The organism is Yersinia kristensenii, from assembly GCF_900460525.1.
In the GTDB taxonomy this organism is placed as follows: domain Bacteria; phylum Pseudomonadota; class Gammaproteobacteria; order Enterobacterales; family Enterobacteriaceae; genus Yersinia; species Yersinia kristensenii.
In genome coordinates, this window is the sequence record NZ_UHIY01000001.1 from 3,327,237 (window position 1) to 3,344,956 (window position 17,720).

The following is a 17,720-nucleotide window of genomic DNA, read 5'->3' on the forward strand; positions in this document are numbered from 1 at the left end:
CTTAGACAGGCAGTCAACAAATAACGCTCATGGAGTGGGGTTATATCTTTCCAAAATTAGGTTTATACGCAAAGATAACCTGTGTACTTATTCTTTTTTATAGAAAGATAATTCCGTATTTATTCTGTCAAATTATAGATACGGCACTCATTCCAAATAAAGGTATGGAGATGATGATATGTATCCTTACATTCTCGAAGCTGAGGGCATCAGTAAGCAATTTCCTGGCGTCAAGGCACTGAATAAAGTGGGCATTAAAATAAAATCAGGTAGTGTCCATGCATTAATGGGAGAGAATGGTGCTGGAAAGTCTACATTGATGAAGTGTTTGATTGGGATATATCATCCAGATGAAGGCTCGATAAAAGTAAGAGGTGAAACAGTATCTTTTAAGGATACTTTAGATGCACTCCATGCAGGGATTGCAATGATCCATCAAGAGCTAAATTTAGTCCCACATATGACAGTTGCAGAAAATATCTGGCTAGGAAGAGAGCCTGTTCACTATGGATTAGTTAATCACGACTTGCTGAACAGTAAAACACGAGATTTATTGCAGTATCTTAATATAAAATTAAAACCCACCATGATGGTTGGCGAATTAAATATTGCCAGTCAACAGATGGTCGAAATAGCTAAGGCCGTCTCGTATGATGCTGATGTGTTAATTATGGATGAACCAACATCAGCCTTAACAGAAGGTGAGGTATTCCATCTTTTTACGATCATTAAAGAGTTAAAAGAACAAGGTAAAGGTATTATTTATATTAGCCATAAAATGGATGAGGTTTTTGAAATTACAGATGAAGTTAGTATTTTTCGTGATGGCATGTTTGTTGCCACGGATAAGACTGAAAACCTAACAAAACAATCACTAATTACCATGATGGTGGGGCGTGAACTGACTCATATGTTCCCAAAATTTAATAATAATATCGGTGAAGAAGTATTAAGAGTCAATGCATTACGGCGTGAGGGATTATTCCATGATATTTCATTTTCTGTGAAACGAGGTGAAATACTGGGGGTTGCGGGTTTGGTCGGAGCTGGCCGCAGTGAAGTGATGGAAAGCCTGTTTGGCATGCATCCAGCAGATGGCGGCGAAATTTTTATTGAGGGATTACCTGTCCATATTAGTTCACCATCAAAAGCGATTGAGCATGGATTAGCTTTTTTGACTGAAGACCGTAAAAAATCAGGATTATTTCTCGTGCTGTCAGTCGTCGAAAATATGAGTATTGTGAATATTTCAGAGTATATTAATAAAAGAGGCTTTGTTAGTCATGGGCAAATGGCGCAAGACTGCATGGAGCAGATTAAAAAATTAAATATCAAAACCCCAACCATGGATCAAATAATTAATAACCTGAGTGGAGGAAATCAGCAAAAAGTTTTAATTGCACGTTGGTTATTAGCTCAGCCTAAAATACTTATTCTTGATGAACCCACTCGTGGTATTGATGTCGGTGCAAAATCAGAAATTTATCGTTTAATTAGTGAATTAGCGAATCGTGGTGTTGCTGTTATTTTGGTTTCTTCAGAATTGCCTGAAATTCTCGGTATGAGTGATAGAGTCATGGTCATGCATGGGGGCCATATTACGGGAATATTAGATAAGCAAGATGCCAGCCAAGAGAAAATAATGGCGCTGGCCTCTGAATAATTGTAAGAAGGTAATGATAATGAATAATGTAAAAATTGACAAAGCACTGACGGTTAGCTCAATAAAAGAACATTCTTTCATGGTCGGACTAAAAGAAAAGCTACCTAAAGATACGGGTATTTTTATTGTTATGGTTGGTATTGCATTGATTTTTGAGCTTCTCGGTTGGTTTATTCGCGACCAATCATTTTTATTGAATCCTAATCGATTATTACTAATTATCTTGCAGGTGGCAATTATTGGTATTATTGCAGTGGGGGTAACTCAAGTCATTATCACTACCGGTATTGACCTCTCCTCAGGCTCTTTAATTGCATTAACTGCTGTAGTCGCCGCCAGTCTGGCACAAACATCAGACAGTATTTCCCCCATGTATCCACACTTATTAGATTTACCTGCGGCTATTCCTATTACCGCAGGGATCGGGGTTGGAATAATATGCGGTTTTATTAATGGTTTTTTGATTACCCGCACGGGGATCCCGCCATTTATTGCAACATTGGGAATGATGGTTTCTGCCCGGGGGCTTGCCCAATATTATACCAAAGGCAATCCGGTGAGTTTTCTCTCTGATGATTTTACGGCTATCGGGCAAGGTGCGATGCCGGTCATTATTTTCTTGGTTATTGCCGTTATCTTTCATATTGCTCTGAAACATACCCGCTACGGTAAGTACGTGTATGCCATTGGTGGGAATATGATTTCCGCAAAAGTTTCAGGTATTAATGTTAATAAATATCTGGTGCTGGTTTATACCATCGCAGGAGGATTGGCAGGTCTTGCGGGAGTTGTTCTGGCGGCTCGAGTGAGTAGTGGGCAATCGAGCATGGGTCAGTCGTATGAGCTGGATGCCATCGCCGCCGCAGTGATTGGCGGTAGTAGTCTAATGGGGGGGGTGGGGCGTATTACCGGCACCGTCATTGGCGCGGTGATTTTGGGCCTGATCAAAAGTGGCTTTACTTTTATTGGTGTAGATTCATACATTCAAGACATTATTAAAGGGATCATTATTGTTAGTGCTGTGGCTATCGATATGCATCGCAATCGCAAAAAACGCTAGTTATTCGTCGTGAATACCTATTGATTGCTGGTTGTGTAATAATATAACATTACATAATCAGCAATCAGTTAGGAGTAATTTATGCTCAGAAAATTGACCCATCTATCCATCATTACACTCAGTGTTTGCATATCATTGACCAGTTTTAATTCATTTGCGCACGGTAAACATAGCCACGGACATCAACAATCGGAATCTGCACGTAAAGCAAATGAGGGTGTTTTTACAGATAAAGAAGTTAAAGACAGACTGCTCAGTGATTGGGATGGAGTCTGGCAATCTATTAATCCATATCTATTGAAGGGAGATTTAGATCCAGTCTTGATCGATAAAGCGAAAAAGAATAAAAACAAAACAGTTGAGGAATACAGAAAATATTATAAAAAGGGCTACGCTACAGATATCACCATGATTGGTATTGAAAATAATACTATTGATTTCCATACCCCTGAAGCGGTGAACTCCTGCCAATACCGCTACTCCGGCTTTAAAATCATGCACTATGAATCGGGTAAGAAGGGGGTGCGTTATTTATATGAATGCCAAGATACCCACTCTAAAGCACCTAAGTATGTCCAATTTAGTGACCACATTATTGAACCGCAAAAATCCCATCACTTCCATATTTACATGGGTAACGAGTCACAAGAAAAACTGCTTAAAGAAATGGATAACTGGCCGACTTTTTACCCGATAACTTTAGATAAAGATGATATTGTCCACGAGCTGTTGCATCACTAAGGATATAAAAAAGCTGCGCAGGTGAGTTGCGCGGCTTTAGTTTAGATAACAATATGATTATCCTGCGGTAATTCTGCCGTCCTGAATCGGGCGAGTGAAATTAAAATTCAACCGGTTGACCGTTTTATCGCCGACAATTTTGTCATCATTAATTTCGCAGACTATCAGCATCATCATTATCTCGTATTTCACTTACAACGCTCAGTTCGAGCATGCCAGCCAATGACCATCATCTCCTGATTCCTCTGATCTGTGATGTGTGTAGAACTAATTTCCATTAAAATTGAAATGTTGTTTTACTAATGTTATGTTCGCTATAATTAAACTAAACAACATATTCAATGGATCCTATTTCATTGACCTAATCGGAGAGAACATAATGAAAATTGCACTGATGATGGAAAACAGTCAGGCAACTAAAAACGCGATAATCCTGAAAGAGCTAAACGCCGTAGCTTCGGAAAAAGCGTACCCGGTATACAACGTAGGTATGAGTGATGAAAATGACCATCATCTGACTTATATCCATCTGGGAATTATGGCTAGCATTCTGCTTAACTCTAAAGCCGTCGATTTCGTGGTAACGGGTTGTGGCACCGGTCAGGGTGCAATGATGTCATTGAATATTCACCCTGGTGTTGTGTGCGGCTATTGCATAGATCCAGCAGATGCTTTCCTGTTTGCTCAGATTAACAACGGGAATGCGCTGTCACTGCCATACGCCAAAGGTTTTGGCTGGGGTGCTGAACTGAATGTGCGTTACATCTTTGAGAAAGCGTTTACCGGAGTGAAAGGCGAAGGCTACCCACTGGACCGTAAAGAGCCGCAAGTGCGTAACGCAGGTATCTTGAACCAAGTGAAAGCGGCGGTAGTGAAAGAAAACTATCTGGATACACTGCGCGCTATCGACCCAGAATTGGTGAAAACAGCGGTTAGCGGCGAACGCTTCCAGCAGTGCTTCTTCGACAACTGTCAGGTTGAAGAAATCAAAGCATTTGTGAAGAAAATTCTGGCGTAATAATTGACGTTAATGTCAAAAAACAAGGCTCCTGAAAAGGAGCCTTTTGTTTATCTGCCAAGCATAAAACCCAATAAAATCGCTAATTAACTAGCACTTAGGCGGTGTTCCTGGCGGTGGTAGATAACGCAGTGGGTCCAGTGCAGTTGCCCGGTAGCGAATCTGAAAATGCAGCATCAGGGTATCTGTTCCAGAGCTTCCCATGGTGGCTATTTTCTGCCCGGCTTTCACGTCCTGAGCATTATTGACCAGCATGGTGTCGTTATGGGCGTAAGCGGTGATGAAATCTTCCCCGTGCTTAATCATGATGAGATTGCCATAACCACGCAGTTGATTCCCGACGTACACCACACGCCCTTTGGCTGATGCATAAACTGGTTGCCCGCGTTTACCCGCAATATCGATCCCCTTGTTGCCGCCATCGGCAGTGGAATACTTGGATATAACTTGGCCGCTGGTAGGCCAACGCCAGCAACGGCTTGCTCCGGGCGGTGGCGTTGATTTAGCCAGTGCAGTATTCGATGATTTCCGTTTATTTGATGTCAAACGGCCAGATGAAGTCGAGCTATCAAGTTGCAGTTTTTGCCCAACTTCCAACCGATAAGGGGGTTTTAGTTTGTTGATACGGGCAAGATCACTGACTTCACTGTCACTGATCCAGGCAATAAAATAGAGAGTATCGCCCTTTTTGACGGTATAGGATTTGTCGTTGTAACTGCCTTTGGGTAGCTTGGCATAGTCACGATTTGATTTGTTTGAGCACCCACCTAATAGCAAGATAACCATTGCATATAACGCCAACCGTGGCCACAACCGTATTCTGCTTTTCGTGTTCAAAACGTCCCCTTTATTATCGTGATTTCAAATTCCCTCAGTCGGTTATAGTAACATTTGAACCTTAAGCGTCAAAAGCCAGAACCAGGGTATTATTTAGAATTTGAATCACGACAAGCCTGATAACCGTGGCTATCAGGCCTGATGATGACGTGGAAATTATTTTTTGTTAACCACAGATATTGCTTCAATAACGAAAGTTTCCAGTGGTTGCAAGGTGGCAATCATCGGTTTGTGGTAATCATCTGCAAGCGTTGAATTAATGCCGTATACCGGTTTGAGGGTAATTCCATAGTTCCTCCGGTTTTAATTAAACTATTATCGGCAGGAACATATTAATATTTATTCAAAACAGTTGGTTGCAATTTGTATAAAAAAACCATGTCTGATGGTTCATAAAGAGAGGTATAGAGCCGCCATTAAAACTATTTTTTAGCGGCAAGTGCGTAGCTGTGGTCAATACGCAAATAAAGCTCCTCAAGAGAAAGCGAGCCGTCTAAACAAAGTGAAAGCCAGTGTTTTTTATTCATATGATAAGCACGAAAATATCGCGTGTTATCAATGATTTCAGCGACATTTTCAGGGCTGGCCCGGAGGTTAAGTACATCACAGAGAGCAGAGTCATCCACTCCTAATTTATTTTTGGGAATAAGCAACAATGCACCGTACCATTTGGCGTTATCCGCCCGCCGCCAGATGGCGTTAGTGGGGAATTTTGCCCACAAAAATTCTAACTCATCGCCGTATTTTGAACGGATATATTGAATAACGGCTTGCGCGTGCTCACTTTTAAAGATGTACGACTCAAAGCACTTTTGGGCAATATCAGACAATACCTTTCCATATTCTGCCCGCACGCGGCCGACAAAAGCCCCACAACTTCCCGGCACAAGATGGAGTACATATTCCTCGTTAGAGCCAGTATCAGTCAACGTTGCTGAAACGTGTTCAAGCTTAGAAACTGTTATGACCATTGCAAACTGGCCGTCTAACAGACGAGTACTGTAGTGATAATCATTCCCACACTCGGTAAAACCGTAATTGAGCAGGCGTTGTGAAACCGCTTTTTTATTTTTGAACAACAGAAGCATAGTAACCTCGCTGTTGTGATTGAATTTTAATGGCTGATGACTCGCCAGAAACTTAATAATCTGAAAGCCTGCTGCAAAAGTGGGGGACGGCCATCCACGGTGCCAGGTAAGCTTTTGTTTAGGTTTGATCGTACGGCATTGGGTAGCAGCGAGCATAATGTATCTTTATGTATTCATTATACTGCCTTTGTCCTTATTTCTGGTCGCAAATTTTGATAAAAAGACATGAAAAATCCACGCAACTGCGTGGATTTTATGGTTTTTTTGCGATTCTCATGAGATTTAGCGAAACCTCATGAGACAACAGAAGTTAGTTGTTTAGACGTTGAACAGGAAGTTCATCACATCGCCATCTTTTACGATGTATTCTTTACCTTCTGAGCGCATTTTCCCAGCTTCTTTCGCACCTTGCTCACCTTTGTAGGTAATAAAGTCGTCAAATGCGATAGTTTGTGCCCGGATAAAGCCTTTTTCAAAGTCGGTATGAATTTTCCCTGCGGCTTGTGGAGCTGTAGCACCTACAGGAATGGTCCAGGCGCGAACTTCTTTAACACCGGCGGTGAAGTAGGTTTGCAGATTCAACAGTTCATAACCGGCGCGGATCACCCGGTTCAGACCAGGCTCTTCAATACCCAACTCGGCCATAAATTCAGCACGGTCTTCATCTTCCAGCTCAGCGATATCAGATTCAACGGCAGCACAAACGGCCACCACAACAGAACCTTCACCCGCAGCGATAGCCCGTACTTGATCCAAATAGGGGTTATTTTCGAAACCATCTTCATTGACATTAGCAATGTACATCGTAGGTTTCAGTGTCAGGAAGCTCAAATAACGGATTGCCGCTTTATCTTCTGCTGTCAGGTTCAACGCACGCAGCATGCCTGCATTTTCTAAATGTGGCAGACATTTTTCCAATGCCTCCAGTTCAGCTTTAGCGTCTTTATCGCCGCCTTTGGCTTTCTTTTGCACACGATGAATAGCACGTTCGCAAGTTTCCAAATCGGAAAGAGCCAATTCAGTATTGATGGTGTCAATATCATCCACTGGATCAACTTTGCCAGCAACATGGATGATATTGTCATTTTCAAAGCAACGTACCACATGGCCAATAGCTTCAGTTTCACGAATATTAGTCAGGAATTGGTTACCCAGACCTTCGCCTTTGGACGCCCCTTTGACCAGACCGGCAATATCAACGAACTCCATGGTCGTTGGCAAGATGCGCTGAGGTTTAACAATCTCGGCCAGTTGATCCAGACGCGGGTCCGGCATTGGCACCACGCCCGTATTGGGTTCAATGGTGCAGAACGGGAAGTTAGCTGCTTCGATACCCGCTTGTGTCAACGCGTTGAACAGGGTGGATTTACCAACGTTAGGCAGGCCCACAATACCGCATTTGAATCCCATGTTTTATATCACCTTAAATAACTTAAAAATCAACCAGTTAGATTTAACTGGCCGATGTAATCAAAATTTATGCCGCCATTATACACATAATGACGATTTATCTCGATCATGCTCTTTCGTTGTGGATATAGCTTTTGTCGTAATGGACGATAGGTACTTGATTTTTCTAACTCTGTGCCCGAGATCACGCTTCTGCTCTCTGAAGTTTTCTGATTAATGTCCGATAACAATTCATTAGGGTCTGCATACTGAATTTGGATTATCCCCATGGAAATGAATATTTATAAATGGTTGATAGTGATTTTATGTGGGGGTGCGCTAGGTATTTTAGGCATGCGGTTTCTGACGGCAGATACCGAACCGTCGGGGCCAACTTTTGCCCAGTTAGTAGACCAATATGGCGTGCAGATAGAAAATCAATCAGGTAAAAGCGTGAGATATGTGGGTTACAAAAAAAAGACGCTGTATGAGGATTTTGATAGTGTTCAACTGACGTTCACTGCCATAAATGACAAATTCGAGCGTAGCCACGATTTATCTGATAATAAGAAAAAAGCGGCTGATTGGGAGAAGCTTTTTTGCAGCGACACACTACAAGATATCGCGAATGAATATGACGGCAAAAGTAATCATTTTCTCGGGCGCGTTAGAGTGATTATTGCCAGTGTTGTCCTGACCGATGAAGGCCAGCAGGGAATCAATGCGTTGTGCAATAAAAACGAATAAAGTGGGAAGTAACTTCCCCGGTGCACCGGCGCTTTCCGGGGAACGGGCGAACCGCTATGCCGTGGCTTTAAAGGAATGCAGGCGATTCATTGCTTTGGTGATATCTTCTTTCAACAGCACTTCAGTACAGCGAATAGACTCATCAATCGCGTCGTCAATTAAGGTTTGTTCGCTAGCAGGCGGTTTACCGAGAACAAAACCGGTGACTTTACTTTTATCACCAGGGTGGCCGATGCCAATGCGTAAACGATAGAAATTGGGATTATTGCCGAGCCTGCTCTGAATATCTTTCAGGCCATTATGGCCACCATTACCCCCTCCCAACTTCAATTTTGCCACACCGGGTGGAATATCCAGTTCATCATGTGCGACTAAAATTTCTTCCGGTAAGATGCGGTAAAACCCAGCCATCGCCGCAACCGCCTTGCCACTTAAATTCATAAATGTAGACGGCACCAGTAAGCGCACATCTTGGCCCGCCAGGTTTAACCGTGCGGTATAACCGAAGAATTTGCTCTCTTCTTTCAGTTGTTGGTTATGGCGCTGCGCCAATAAGTCCACATACCAAGCCCCCGCATTATGGCGAGTTTGGGCATATTCAGCGCCCGGATTTGCTAGTCCAACGATTAATTTAATGCTGCTCACGTCGTCATTCGCTATTACTAAAGGAATTAAAGTGAGACAGTTTACCCGTCATGGCGCGTAATGACAAAACTGCCAATATGAATTTATTTGGAATTAATAGTTCAATATGTGAATAGTTAATCTATGGAATAATTCAATTTCGATGCCAAATGTCTGGAAAGTGTAAAGATTTGTCGAAATATATTCCTTAGATGTGATCGTCAGCGCAACACTTTCATTGGCCGTCTGACTATACTGAGTTATTAGGTGGACATGAATAATCGCATTAAGCAAGTATTTTTGAATACTTAGCGAAGTGATTATTTATTGGCAACTCAAGTGGAGGTGGCTTATGAAACGTAAAACCGCAGCAAGGCTGGGCAATGTGCTGATGGGGCTGGGATTAGTGACCATGGTCGTTGGGGTAGGTTACTCAATTTTGGCTGAAGTGACTCAGTTCGGCTTACCACAATTCTTCGCCCATGGTGCAGTAATGAGCATTTTTGTTGGTGCATTGTTATGGTTGGTCGGCGCTCGTATTGGCGGGCGTGAAGAAGTCGCAGACCGCTATTGGTGGGTTAAGCACTTTGATAAACGCTGTACTCGTAATAACCAGCACCACTCATAAAATTTGAGTATTGGCCGTGACGTATGACAAACCGTAACCTGTTATCACAGCTTTACATTGAGCTGACGTTCAGGAGGAGTGAATGACGCCCCAAGAACCTATTGATCAAGAACCTATAGAGCAAAAGTAGAAAACCCGTTGTTGCATCTGCTTCAACGGGTTTTTCTTTATCTGCTTTATACTCGTCATACTTCAAGCTGCATGTGCGTTGGCCGCTTTCCTGCCACTCGAATAATTTAGGGTATAGTTCATTCATCATATATCCGTTATGGATACCCCACGATGATGGCCAAGAGAGACTCATCACAGCTAACTGCGGCCCAATAGTGCCGCAGAGATATCCATTACCGAATATTAATGCTCAAACATCGCAGAGATCGACTCTTCATTACTGATTCGGCGGATGGCTTCAGCCAACATACCGGACAGTGTCAGAGTTCGCACATTTTTCAATGCTTTAATTTCAGCTGATAACGGAATAGTGTCACAAACAATCACTTCGTCAATCACGGAGTGTTTGATGTTTTCAACCGCATTACCAGAGAAGATCGGGTGAGTCGCGTAAGCAAATACACGCTTGGCACCGCGTTCTTTCAAAGCTTCAGCCGCTTTACACAAAGTACCACCGGTATCGATCATATCGTCAACTAACACGCAGTCACGACCAGCGACATCACCGATGATATGCATCACCTGAGAAACGTTAGCGCGTGGACGGCGTTTGTCGATAATCGCCATATCAGTATCGTTCAGCAATTTTGCGATGGCTCGGGCGCGAACAACGCCACCAATGTCTGGTGAGACAACAATTGGGTTTTCCAGATTCTGCTGCAACATGTCTTCCAGCAGGATTGGGCTACCAAATACGTTATCAACCGGAACATCAAAGAAGCCTTGGATCTGTTCAGCATGAAGATCCACTGTCAATACGCGGTCAACCCCAACACTTGAGAGAAAATCGGCAACAACTTTGGCAGTGATAGGTACACGAGCGGAGCGCACACGGCGATCCTGACGGGCGTAACCGAAGTAAGGAATAACAGCAGTAATACGGCCTGCGGAGGCGCGACGCAGGGCATCAACCATGACAACCAGTTCCATCAGGTTATCGTTCGTGGGTGCGCAGGTGGACTGGATGATGAAAATATCACCACCGCGTACATTTTCGTTGATTTGCACGCTCACTTCGCCGTCGCTAAAACGACCTACAGCGGCGTCACCAAGACTGGTGTACAAACGGTTGGCAATACGTTGTGCTAGTTCCGGGGTGGCGTTACCAGCAAAAAGCTTCATATCAGGCACGAGAAGAACCTCAGGCATGCGTCCAGAGAAGATATTGTCAGATCAGTAATCACGGGCGATTATTCATACTGATTGCAATATACATACGGGTATTTAAAGTCAAAAAAAACATTATGGACCGACTTTCAAACAAGTAAGACAGGTATTTTCACAAACTCAGGTCAGTGGTGCGTGATCTAGACCCTTGCTGCACATCGTTATACCTGTCGTATTTCAAGATACAGGGTTGTTGGCTGCCCTCACTCAACCAAGTCATTGAGTTATCTCAACTCCTTGGGCTCATTCAGTTGCCGCCTAACTGCAACTCGAAATCTATCGGGTATATCTGTACTCACCGCTTTCAAATTTCCCAGAGCGTGCGCGATGCAATGGCGAAACATTCACGCCACGGGCGACAAAACCGTGCAACCACTCCGGGGCAATACTTAACACCTGCCGGGCCGATGACTCCGTGTCAAATTCTGCAAAGACACAAGCTCCGGTTCCGGTAAGGCGTGACGGAGCATATTCTAACAGCCATGAAAGAGCCTGTTCAACCTCGCGAAAACGTTTTCTTGCGATTGGTTCGCAATCATTTGCGTACGGAGCGCTTAGAAGCGCCGCCAGTGGGCGAATTGGCGTATTTCTTTTTAATTCAGGATCGGAAAAAATAATAGGCGTTGGGATGCTTACACCGGGGTGAACGACCAAATACCACTTCTCTACAGGTTCGGCGGGGGACAACTTTTCACCAATTCCCTCGGCAAAGGCTGCATGACCGTGAACAAAAACGGGCACATCAGCGCCTAACTTGAGGCCAAGAGCGGCTAATTCTTTATCAGATAGACCACATTGCCACAGAGTATTGAGTGCAACTAACGCCGTCGCGGCATTGGATGAACCGCCACCCAACCCGCCACCCATTGGCAAACGTTTATCGATGCTAATATCCGCCCCCCGAGGTACTGTTGTCGCACCGGGGTGTTGTTGCAGTAACCGCGCCGCGCGGATTATCAGATTTTGCTCGTTTTCCACACCGTGAATCGGGGTTAATAACCGAATTTGTTCATCGTCCCGCAGCACAATCGTCAGTTCGTCGCCATAATCGAGAAACTGGAACAACGTTTGTAATTGATGATAACCATCAGCACGTCGCCCGGTGATATAAAGAAACAAATTCAATTTTGCGGGCGAAGGCCAAATATGTTGCTTGGTGTGAGTCATCTATTTGGCCGTCCAGTTATCCATCTTCAGTTTGATGCGCTGGTCGCCCTGACTCAATTCCATACGGCTCGGCAATGCGGGTGTGACTTGAGTATTGTACTCTTGATAATTAACCACCCAAGTTACGCCATTCTGTTGATAAGTCAGTTGTTTCAGGCGGTATTTGTCGTCGAGGATGAAATCGGTAGTATCGCCCGGTAGCCCCAGAATCCATTGGCGTAAACTTGCCAGTGGAATAGACATTCCAGTCAATTTTTGAATCATTTCTTGCGGGTCATTACTGACATAGCGCTTGCCCTGATTGTCAGTCAATTGAGTTACTCCCGGCTGCACCAGTAATTCCAATTCAGTGCTACCCAATGGGTTGGTCAGCAACAGGCGATAGCGCTCAGGGGCGGTTTGTTGCCAGAAGAAGCGGGCATAAACTTTTTGTTTTTCTGAAAGATAAGCAAAAGCACCCCGGGTTTGAAATTGGCTCAATTGCTGTAATTGTTGTTCATGCTGACGCCATTGTGGCGATGTCGGGCTGGTCGCTGGGCCCGATGGCGGCGTGGTGCTACAGGCTGCCAACAGCAGAGTAGCTAATGGAAGCAGGCGATAAAAACTGATTTTACGCTGAGGCATATGGGTATAAATCCTATCGGCCGCAGGTTTTTCACTGGCGGCACGTTTTATAAAGCAACTCAATGATAAAGCAAATCCGGTTGATACGTCTTAATAAAGGACATCATTTTTGTTCACGCTAGCGACCTGAAAGCGGAGCGTCAATATTTTGTTCTCTTTTGTATTGGGTATAAGCAATATTGTTGTACAGCGGATAACCAATTTTTAAGCATAATTTATGATAATAGTTAGGATATTGCACTGTGACTTTTATTGATCTCGCGCATCAAGTAGAATGCGGTTCAGACGAGAATCCATACTAACATCAGTATTACTCGAAGCCGTTCTCATGACTCTGCTTGCATTAGGCATTAACCACAAAACCGCACCTGTATCGTTACGTGAACGAGTGACATTTTCACCGGAATCGATCGATCAGGCACTCGCTAGCTTGCTCCAACAACCGTTGGTGCAGGGCGGTGTCGTGTTGTCTACGTGTAACCGAACTGAGTTATACCTTAGCGTAGAACAGCAAGAAAACCTGCATGAACAACTGATCACCTGGCTGTGTAACTATCATAAACTCAGCCCGGATGAAGTGAAAAAGAGCCTGTATTGGCATCATGGCAATGACGCAGTGAGCCATCTGATGCGCGTTGCCAGTGGGCTGGACTCCTTGGTATTGGGCGAGCCACAAATTCTGGGGCAGGTAAAAAAAGCCTTTGCGGAATCTCAGCGCGAGCAATCGCTCTCTGGGGAATTGGAGCGGTTATTCCAAAAAACATTTTCTGTGGCGAAACGGGTACGCACCGAAACTGAAATTGGTGCCAGCGCTGTTTCAGTGGCGTTTGCGGCCTGTACATTGGCGCGGCAAATTTTTGAGTCACTCTCTGAACTGAATGTGTTGCTGGTGGGTGCCGGTGAAACCATTGAGTTGGTCGCTCGCCATCTGCGAGAGCACCAAGTCAAGCATATGATTATCGCGAACCGTACCCGTGAGCGCGCTCAAGCGCTGGCGACCGAGGTTGGGGCTGAGGTGATTACTTTGCCAGAAATTGATGCCCGTCTGGCCGACGCTGACATTATTATCAGTTCCACCGCCAGCCCATTGCCTATTATTGGTAAAGGAATGGTGGAGCGGGCACTGAAAAGCCGCCGCAATCAGCCGATGCTGTTTGTCGATATCGCGGTGCCGCGTGATATTGAGCCGGAAGTGGGTAAACTGTCGAATGCCTATTTATACAGTGTTGATGATTTACAGGCGATTATTCAGCACAATATGGCGCAACGTCAGGCTGCCGCTGTTCAGGCCGAATCGATAGTACAGCAAGAAAGCATGAATTTCATGACCTGGCTACGCGCTCAAGGGGCGGTTGAAACTATTCGTGATTACCGCTCACAAGCTGAACAGGTCCGCAGTGAGATGACGGCAAAAGCATTAGCCGCCATTGAACAGGGTGCTAATGTTGAACAGGTGGTCAATGAACTGGCCCACAAGCTAACTAACCGCCTGATTCATGCCCCCACCAAATCCCTCCAGCAAGCTGCCAGTGATGGCGATATGGAGCGGTTACAATTATTACGCGACAGCCTTGGGCTGGATCAGCACTAGTTTCCTCTAATTACAGGGTTTAAAACCACGGATGAAGTCTTCTATTGTTGCTAAATTGGAAGCGTTACAAGAGCGCCACGAAGAAGTGTTAGCGCACCTTGGCGATGCCAATGTTATTGCCGACCAAGACCGTTTCCGCGCGTTATCACGTGAATATGCGCAATTGACGGATGTCACTCGCTGTTTTAAAGAATGGCGCAGTGTGCAAGATGATATCGAAGCGGCAGAAATGATGCTCGAAGATCCCGAAATGCGCGAAATGGCGCAGGACGAACTGAAAGAAGCTAAAGCTCGCAGTGAAGAGCTGGAACAGCAACTACAAGTTCTGTTGCTGCCCAAAGACCCAGATGATGAGCGCGATTGCTTCCTGGAAATCCGTGCTGGAACCGGGGGTGATGAAGCGGCTATTTTTGCCGGTGACATGTTCCGCATGTATAGCCGCTACGCCGAAGCTCGCCGCTGGAAAGTAGAGATCATGAGCGCCAGTGAAGGTGAGCATGGCGGTTATAAAGAAGTGATTGCCAAGGTGTCCGGTGACGGTGTCTTTGGCCAATTAAAATTTGAATCGGGCGGCCACCGTGTTCAGCGCGTGCCAGAAACCGAATCGCAGGGTCGCATCCATACCTCCGCTTGTACGGTGGCGGTGATGCCGGCAATCCCAGAGGCTGAAATGCCAGAAATTAACGCCGGTGACTTGCGTATTGATACTTTCCGTTCTTCAGGTGCGGGTGGTCAGCACGTTAACACCACCGATTCGGCTATTAGGATCACCCATATTCCAACCGGAATTGTGGTGGAATGCCAGGACGAGCGCTCGCAGCATAAGAACAAAGCCAAGGCGATGTCAGTGTTGGGCGCCCGTATTCGCGCCGCAGAAATGCAAAAACGCCAACTGGCCGAGGCCTCCGAGCGCCGTAACTTGTTAGGGTCTGGCGATCGTTCTGACCGTAATCGGACTTATAACTTCCCGCAAGGGCGCGTGACTGACCATCGTATCAACCTGACACTCTATCGTCTGGATGAAGTCATGGAAGGTAAATTGGATATGCTGATCCAGCCGATTGTGCAGGAATATCAAGCGGATCAGCTCTCTGCGTTGTCCGAGCAAGACTAATGGATTATCAGCACTGGCTGTCGTTAACGGCAGCCCGTTTTAGCCAAAGTGATAGTCCGAAGCGCGATGCCGAGATTCTGCTGAGTTTTGTCACCGGGCGGGCGCGAACTTATTTACTGGCTTTCGGTGAAACAGCCCTTACCGCCGAGCAGTTGGCGGTGTTGGAACCCTTGGCGGCCCGTCGTGAACAGGGGGAGCCGATTGCCTATTTAGTCGGGGAGCGCGAGTTTTGGTCCCTGCCATTGAGTGTTTCCTCTGCCACATTAATTCCTCGCCCCGACACTGAATGCTTGGTCGAGCAAGCTTTGGCGCATTTACCGACCACGCCTTGCCACATTCTGGATTTAGGAACGGGCACCGGCGCTATTGCTTTGGCATTAGCCAGTGAACGCCCTGATTGCTCGGTGGTGGGTGTTGATATCAAAGCGGATGCCGTGGCGTTGTCGCGCCATAATGCCGAGAAACTCGCGATAAATAATGTGCATTTCTTGCAAAGTTGCTGGTTTGAGTCAGTGAGCGGGCGGTTTACCCTTATTGTTAGCAACCCCCCCTATATTGATGTCAATGACCCTCACCTTAATGAGGGCGATGTGCGCTATGAACCCCATAGTGCACTAGTGGCTTCGGAAAAAGGTATGGCTGATTTGGCTGAGATTATTCGCCAGTCACCGGCTTATTTAGAGGCGGGGGGCTGGTTAATGCTGGAACACGGCTGGCAGCAAGCCAATACAGTACAGAAACACCTTAAAGAAGTGGGATTTAGTGCTGTAATGACACATAAAGATTATGGTAATAATGATCGTGTGACGCTGGGGCAGTGGGGCTCTTAATTAAAAAATTCCCGTTCAGCATAAATAAAGGACATGAGAGACATGTGGGTTGATTACATCGCCATGAAGTATTTGCATTTACTGACAGTGGTTATCAGTATTATGCTGTTTGTGTTACGTTTCTTCTGGAAATGTCGCGGTTCAGCTATGATGGAAAAACGCTGGGTAAAAATAACACCGCATATCAATGATACGCTATTGTTTGTCAGCGGTATTGTATTGATATTTATCACTGGATTTTATCCTTTTAGTCCGCAAGGAACATGGCTGACTGAAAAGCTATTTGGCGTTATTATCTATATCCTGCTTGGCTATGTCGCATTAGGTAAGCGAACCCGCAGCCAGAACCGCCGCTGGGTTGCCTTTATACTTGCATTGGGTTGCCTGTATTTGATTATAAAGCTGGCAACAACTAAGTTACCGCTGCTGATGGGATATCTATGAGTCGCATTGCTGATTTCGAATTTAACAACGCGTCCCTGTGTGATGGGGTGTTACTGGTTACCCAGGAGATTCGACAGAATTTTCCACTGGCTGATGTACGCAAGCAACTACAACAGCTCGTTGATGATGCCAGGGCCGCAATGCCCGCCGGTCTCAATCAGGATCAGCAATTAGAAGTGCTTATCGATCTGTTTTATCGTAAATGGAAATTTGGTGGTGCGGGCGGTGTCTACCGCCTGTCAGATGCCATCTGGCTCGATAAAGTGCTGGATAAGCGGCAGGGGACTCCGGTGTCGCTAGGCGTTATTTTCTTGCATATTGCGCATCAATTGGAGTTGCCATTGATGCCGGTTATTTTCCCAACTCAATTAATTCTGCGTGCGGATTGGCTAGATGAAGAAATGTGGCTGATTAACCCGCTGAATGGTGAAACATTGAACGAGCATGTGCTGGAAGTGTGGATCAAAGGCAATTTGGGGTTGAGTGCCGAATTGGAAGATGAAGATCTGGATGAAGCGGAAAACACCCTGATTGTACGCAAAATGCTCGATACGCTGAAAGCAGCATTAATGGAAGAGAAGCAGATGGAGCTGGCCTTGCGTGCCAGTGAAGCGGTGTTGGCTTTTGATCCCGATGACCCATATGAAATCCGTGATCGTGGCCTGATTTATGCCCAATTGGATTGCAATCACATTGCCATCTCTGATTTAAGCTATTTTGTCGAACAGTGCCCGGAAGACCCCATCGCTGAAATGATAAAAATGCAGATCCACTCCATTGAGCAGCAGCGAGTGACGTTGCACTGATACCTGTCATA

Annotated in this window: 19 protein-coding genes; 11 read left to right on the forward strand and 8 right to left on the reverse strand. The window is 45.3% G+C overall.

Annotated elements, in window-relative coordinates; all coding sequences use genetic code 11:
- Positions 1-178 precede the first annotated feature (178 nt).
- From DX162_RS15225 to zinT, 3 genes are all read left to right on the forward strand, one after another.
- The gene (locus tag DX162_RS15225; RefSeq protein ID WP_004390753.1) at positions 179-1,663 is read left to right on the forward strand and encodes a sugar ABC transporter ATP-binding protein; all 1,485 of its coding nucleotides are present in this window, start codon (positions 179-181) and stop codon (positions 1,661-1,663) included.
- Positions 1,664-1,682: 19 nt separating this feature from the next.
- Positions 1,683-2,723: an ABC transporter permease gene (locus tag DX162_RS15230; protein WP_032819898.1), complete on the forward strand. Its 1,041-nt coding sequence runs from the start codon at positions 1,683-1,685 to the stop codon at positions 2,721-2,723.
- 81 nt (positions 2,724-2,804) lie between these two features.
- Positions 2,805-3,464 (forward strand): metal-binding protein ZinT, encoded by a 660-nt coding sequence (zinT, locus tag DX162_RS15235; protein ID WP_032819897.1) that lies wholly within the window; start codon positions 2,805-2,807, stop codon positions 3,462-3,464.
- Positions 3,465-3,521: 57 nt separating this feature from the next.
- Here zinT and DX162_RS22770 read toward each other — a convergent pair whose 3' ends face one another.
- Complete coding sequence (locus DX162_RS22770; RefSeq protein ID WP_265331451.1) at positions 3,522-3,656, reverse strand: hypothetical protein; 135 nt, start codon at positions 3,654-3,656, stop codon at positions 3,522-3,524.
- A 187-nt stretch (positions 3,657-3,843) separates the two neighbouring features.
- Here DX162_RS22770 and DX162_RS15240 point away from each other — a divergent pair, with 187 nt between their 5' ends.
- Positions 3,844-4,482 (forward strand): RpiB/LacA/LacB family sugar-phosphate isomerase, encoded by a 639-nt coding sequence (locus DX162_RS15240; protein ID WP_004390749.1) that lies wholly within the window; start codon positions 3,844-3,846, stop codon positions 4,480-4,482.
- A gap of 90 nt (positions 4,483-4,572) precedes the next feature.
- Here DX162_RS15240 and actS read toward each other — a convergent pair whose 3' ends face one another.
- From actS to ychF, 3 genes are all read right to left on the reverse strand, one after another.
- Complete coding sequence (actS, locus tag DX162_RS15245; RefSeq protein WP_032819926.1) at positions 4,573-5,301, reverse strand: amidase activator ActS; 729 nt, start codon at positions 5,299-5,301, stop codon at positions 4,573-4,575.
- A gap of 440 nt (positions 5,302-5,741) precedes the next feature.
- A complete protein-coding gene (locus DX162_RS15250; RefSeq protein WP_227744176.1) occupies positions 5,742-6,563 on the reverse strand; it encodes an MmcQ/YjbR family DNA-binding protein in 822 nt (273 codons plus the stop codon).
- 162 nt (positions 6,564-6,725) lie between these two features.
- Positions 6,726-7,817 (reverse strand): redox-regulated ATPase YchF, encoded by a 1,092-nt coding sequence (gene ychF, locus DX162_RS15255; RefSeq protein ID WP_004390746.1) that lies wholly within the window; start codon positions 7,815-7,817, stop codon positions 6,726-6,728.
- Positions 7,818-8,084: 267 nt separating this feature from the next.
- Here ychF and DX162_RS15260 point away from each other — a divergent pair, with 267 nt between their 5' ends.
- Positions 8,085-8,543 carry a hypothetical protein gene (locus tag DX162_RS15260; RefSeq protein ID WP_004390744.1) on the forward strand — a complete coding sequence of 153 codons (459 nt, stop codon included), beginning with the start codon at positions 8,085-8,087 and terminating at the stop codon, positions 8,541-8,543.
- Between the two features lie 54 nt (positions 8,544-8,597).
- Here the strand turns inward: DX162_RS15260 and pth are convergent, their stop codons facing one another.
- On the reverse strand, positions 8,598-9,188 hold the full coding sequence (gene pth, locus DX162_RS15265) for an aminoacyl-tRNA hydrolase (protein ID WP_004390742.1): 591 nt from the start codon (positions 9,186-9,188) through the stop codon (positions 8,598-8,600).
- A 331-nt stretch (positions 9,189-9,519) separates the two neighbouring features.
- Here pth and ychH point away from each other — a divergent pair, with 331 nt between their 5' ends.
- A complete protein-coding gene (gene ychH, locus DX162_RS15270; RefSeq protein WP_004390740.1) occupies positions 9,520-9,795 on the forward strand; it encodes a stress-induced protein YchH in 276 nt (91 codons plus the stop codon).
- Positions 9,796-10,149: 354 nt separating this feature from the next.
- On the opposite strand, the gene prs is transcribed toward ychH, so the two are convergent.
- The 3 genes from prs to lolB all read right to left on the reverse strand — a co-directional run bounded on the left by prs (position 10,150) and on the right by lolB (position 12,924).
- A complete protein-coding gene (gene prs / locus DX162_RS15280) occupies positions 10,150-11,097 on the reverse strand; it encodes a ribose-phosphate diphosphokinase (RefSeq protein ID WP_004390739.1) in 948 nt (315 codons plus the stop codon).
- A 312-nt stretch (positions 11,098-11,409) separates the two neighbouring features.
- On the reverse strand, positions 11,410-12,300 hold the full coding sequence (ispE, locus tag DX162_RS15285; RefSeq protein ID WP_004390738.1) for a 4-(cytidine 5'-diphospho)-2-C-methyl-D-erythritol kinase: 891 nt from the start codon (positions 12,298-12,300) through the stop codon (positions 11,410-11,412).
- Positions 12,301-12,924, reverse strand: a complete 624-nt coding sequence (gene lolB, locus DX162_RS15290) for a lipoprotein insertase outer membrane protein LolB (protein ID WP_032819895.1) — start codon at positions 12,922-12,924, stop codon at positions 12,301-12,303.
- 328 nt (positions 12,925-13,252) lie between these two features.
- On the opposite strand from lolB, the gene hemA reads away from it, so the two are divergent.
- The 5 genes from hemA to sirB1 are packed head-to-tail and all read left to right on the forward strand — an operon-like array spanning position 13,253 to position 17,709.
- On the forward strand, positions 13,253-14,515 hold the full coding sequence (hemA, locus tag DX162_RS15295; protein WP_004390735.1) for a glutamyl-tRNA reductase: 1,263 nt from the start codon (positions 13,253-13,255) through the stop codon (positions 14,513-14,515).
- Positions 14,516-14,546: 31 nt separating this feature from the next.
- Positions 14,547-15,629 (forward strand): peptide chain release factor 1, encoded by a 1,083-nt coding sequence (prfA, locus tag DX162_RS15300; RefSeq protein ID WP_004390734.1) that lies wholly within the window; start codon positions 14,547-14,549, stop codon positions 15,627-15,629.
- Positions 15,629-16,459 (forward strand): peptide chain release factor N(5)-glutamine methyltransferase, encoded by an 831-nt coding sequence (prmC, locus tag DX162_RS15305; RefSeq protein WP_032819894.1) that lies wholly within the window; start codon positions 15,629-15,631, stop codon positions 16,457-16,459. The genes prfA and prmC overlap by 1 nt, the downstream gene beginning before the upstream one ends.
- 42 nt (positions 16,460-16,501) lie before the next feature.
- On the forward strand, positions 16,502-16,903 hold the full coding sequence (locus DX162_RS15310) for a SirB2 family protein (protein ID WP_004390733.1): 402 nt from the start codon (positions 16,502-16,504) through the stop codon (positions 16,901-16,903).
- Positions 16,900-17,709: an invasion regulator SirB1 gene (sirB1, locus tag DX162_RS15315; protein ID WP_032819893.1), complete on the forward strand. Its 810-nt coding sequence runs from the start codon at positions 16,900-16,902 to the stop codon at positions 17,707-17,709. Before DX162_RS15310 ends, sirB1 begins: the two co-directional genes overlap by 4 nt.
- Positions 17,710-17,720: the final 11 nt, after the last annotated feature.

Excerpts from the sequence above, each read along its gene's own strand:
- DX162_RS15310 (WP_004390733.1), top strand. The coding sequence starts at position 16,502 with ATGTGGGTTGATTACATCGCCATGAAGTATTTGCATTTACTGACAGTG.
- DX162_RS15230 (WP_032819898.1), top strand. The coding sequence starts at position 1,683 with ATGAATAATGTAAAAATTGACAAAGCACTGACGGTTAGCTCAATAAAA.
- hemA (WP_004390735.1), top strand. The coding sequence starts at position 13,253 with ATGACTCTGCTTGCATTAGGCATTAACCACAAAACCGCACCTGTATCG.
- prmC (WP_032819894.1), top strand. The coding sequence starts at position 15,629 with ATGGATTATCAGCACTGGCTGTCGTTAACGGCAGCCCGTTTTAGCCAA.
- DX162_RS15250 (WP_227744176.1), bottom strand. The coding sequence starts at position 6,563 with ATGCTCGCTGCTACCCAATGCCGTACGATCAAACCTAAACAAAAGCTT.
- ychF (WP_004390746.1), bottom strand. The coding sequence starts at position 7,817 with ATGGGATTCAAATGCGGTATTGTGGGCCTGCCTAACGTTGGTAAATCC.
- DX162_RS15225 (WP_004390753.1), top strand. The coding sequence starts at position 179 with ATGTATCCTTACATTCTCGAAGCTGAGGGCATCAGTAAGCAATTTCCT.
- ispE (WP_004390738.1), bottom strand. The coding sequence starts at position 12,300 with ATGACTCACACCAAGCAACATATTTGGCCTTCGCCCGCAAAATTGAAT.
- DX162_RS15240 (WP_004390749.1), top strand. The coding sequence starts at position 3,844 with ATGAAAATTGCACTGATGATGGAAAACAGTCAGGCAACTAAAAACGCG.
- prfA (WP_004390734.1), top strand. The coding sequence starts at position 14,547 with ATGAAGTCTTCTATTGTTGCTAAATTGGAAGCGTTACAAGAGCGCCAC.
- DX162_RS15260 (WP_004390744.1), top strand. The coding sequence starts at position 8,085 with ATGGAAATGAATATTTATAAATGGTTGATAGTGATTTTATGTGGGGGT.
- lolB (WP_032819895.1), bottom strand. The coding sequence starts at position 12,924 with ATGCCTCAGCGTAAAATCAGTTTTTATCGCCTGCTTCCATTAGCTACT.
- zinT (WP_032819897.1), top strand. The coding sequence starts at position 2,805 with ATGCTCAGAAAATTGACCCATCTATCCATCATTACACTCAGTGTTTGC.
- ychH (WP_004390740.1), top strand. The coding sequence starts at position 9,520 with ATGAAACGTAAAACCGCAGCAAGGCTGGGCAATGTGCTGATGGGGCTG.
- sirB1 (WP_032819893.1), top strand. The coding sequence starts at position 16,900 with ATGAGTCGCATTGCTGATTTCGAATTTAACAACGCGTCCCTGTGTGAT.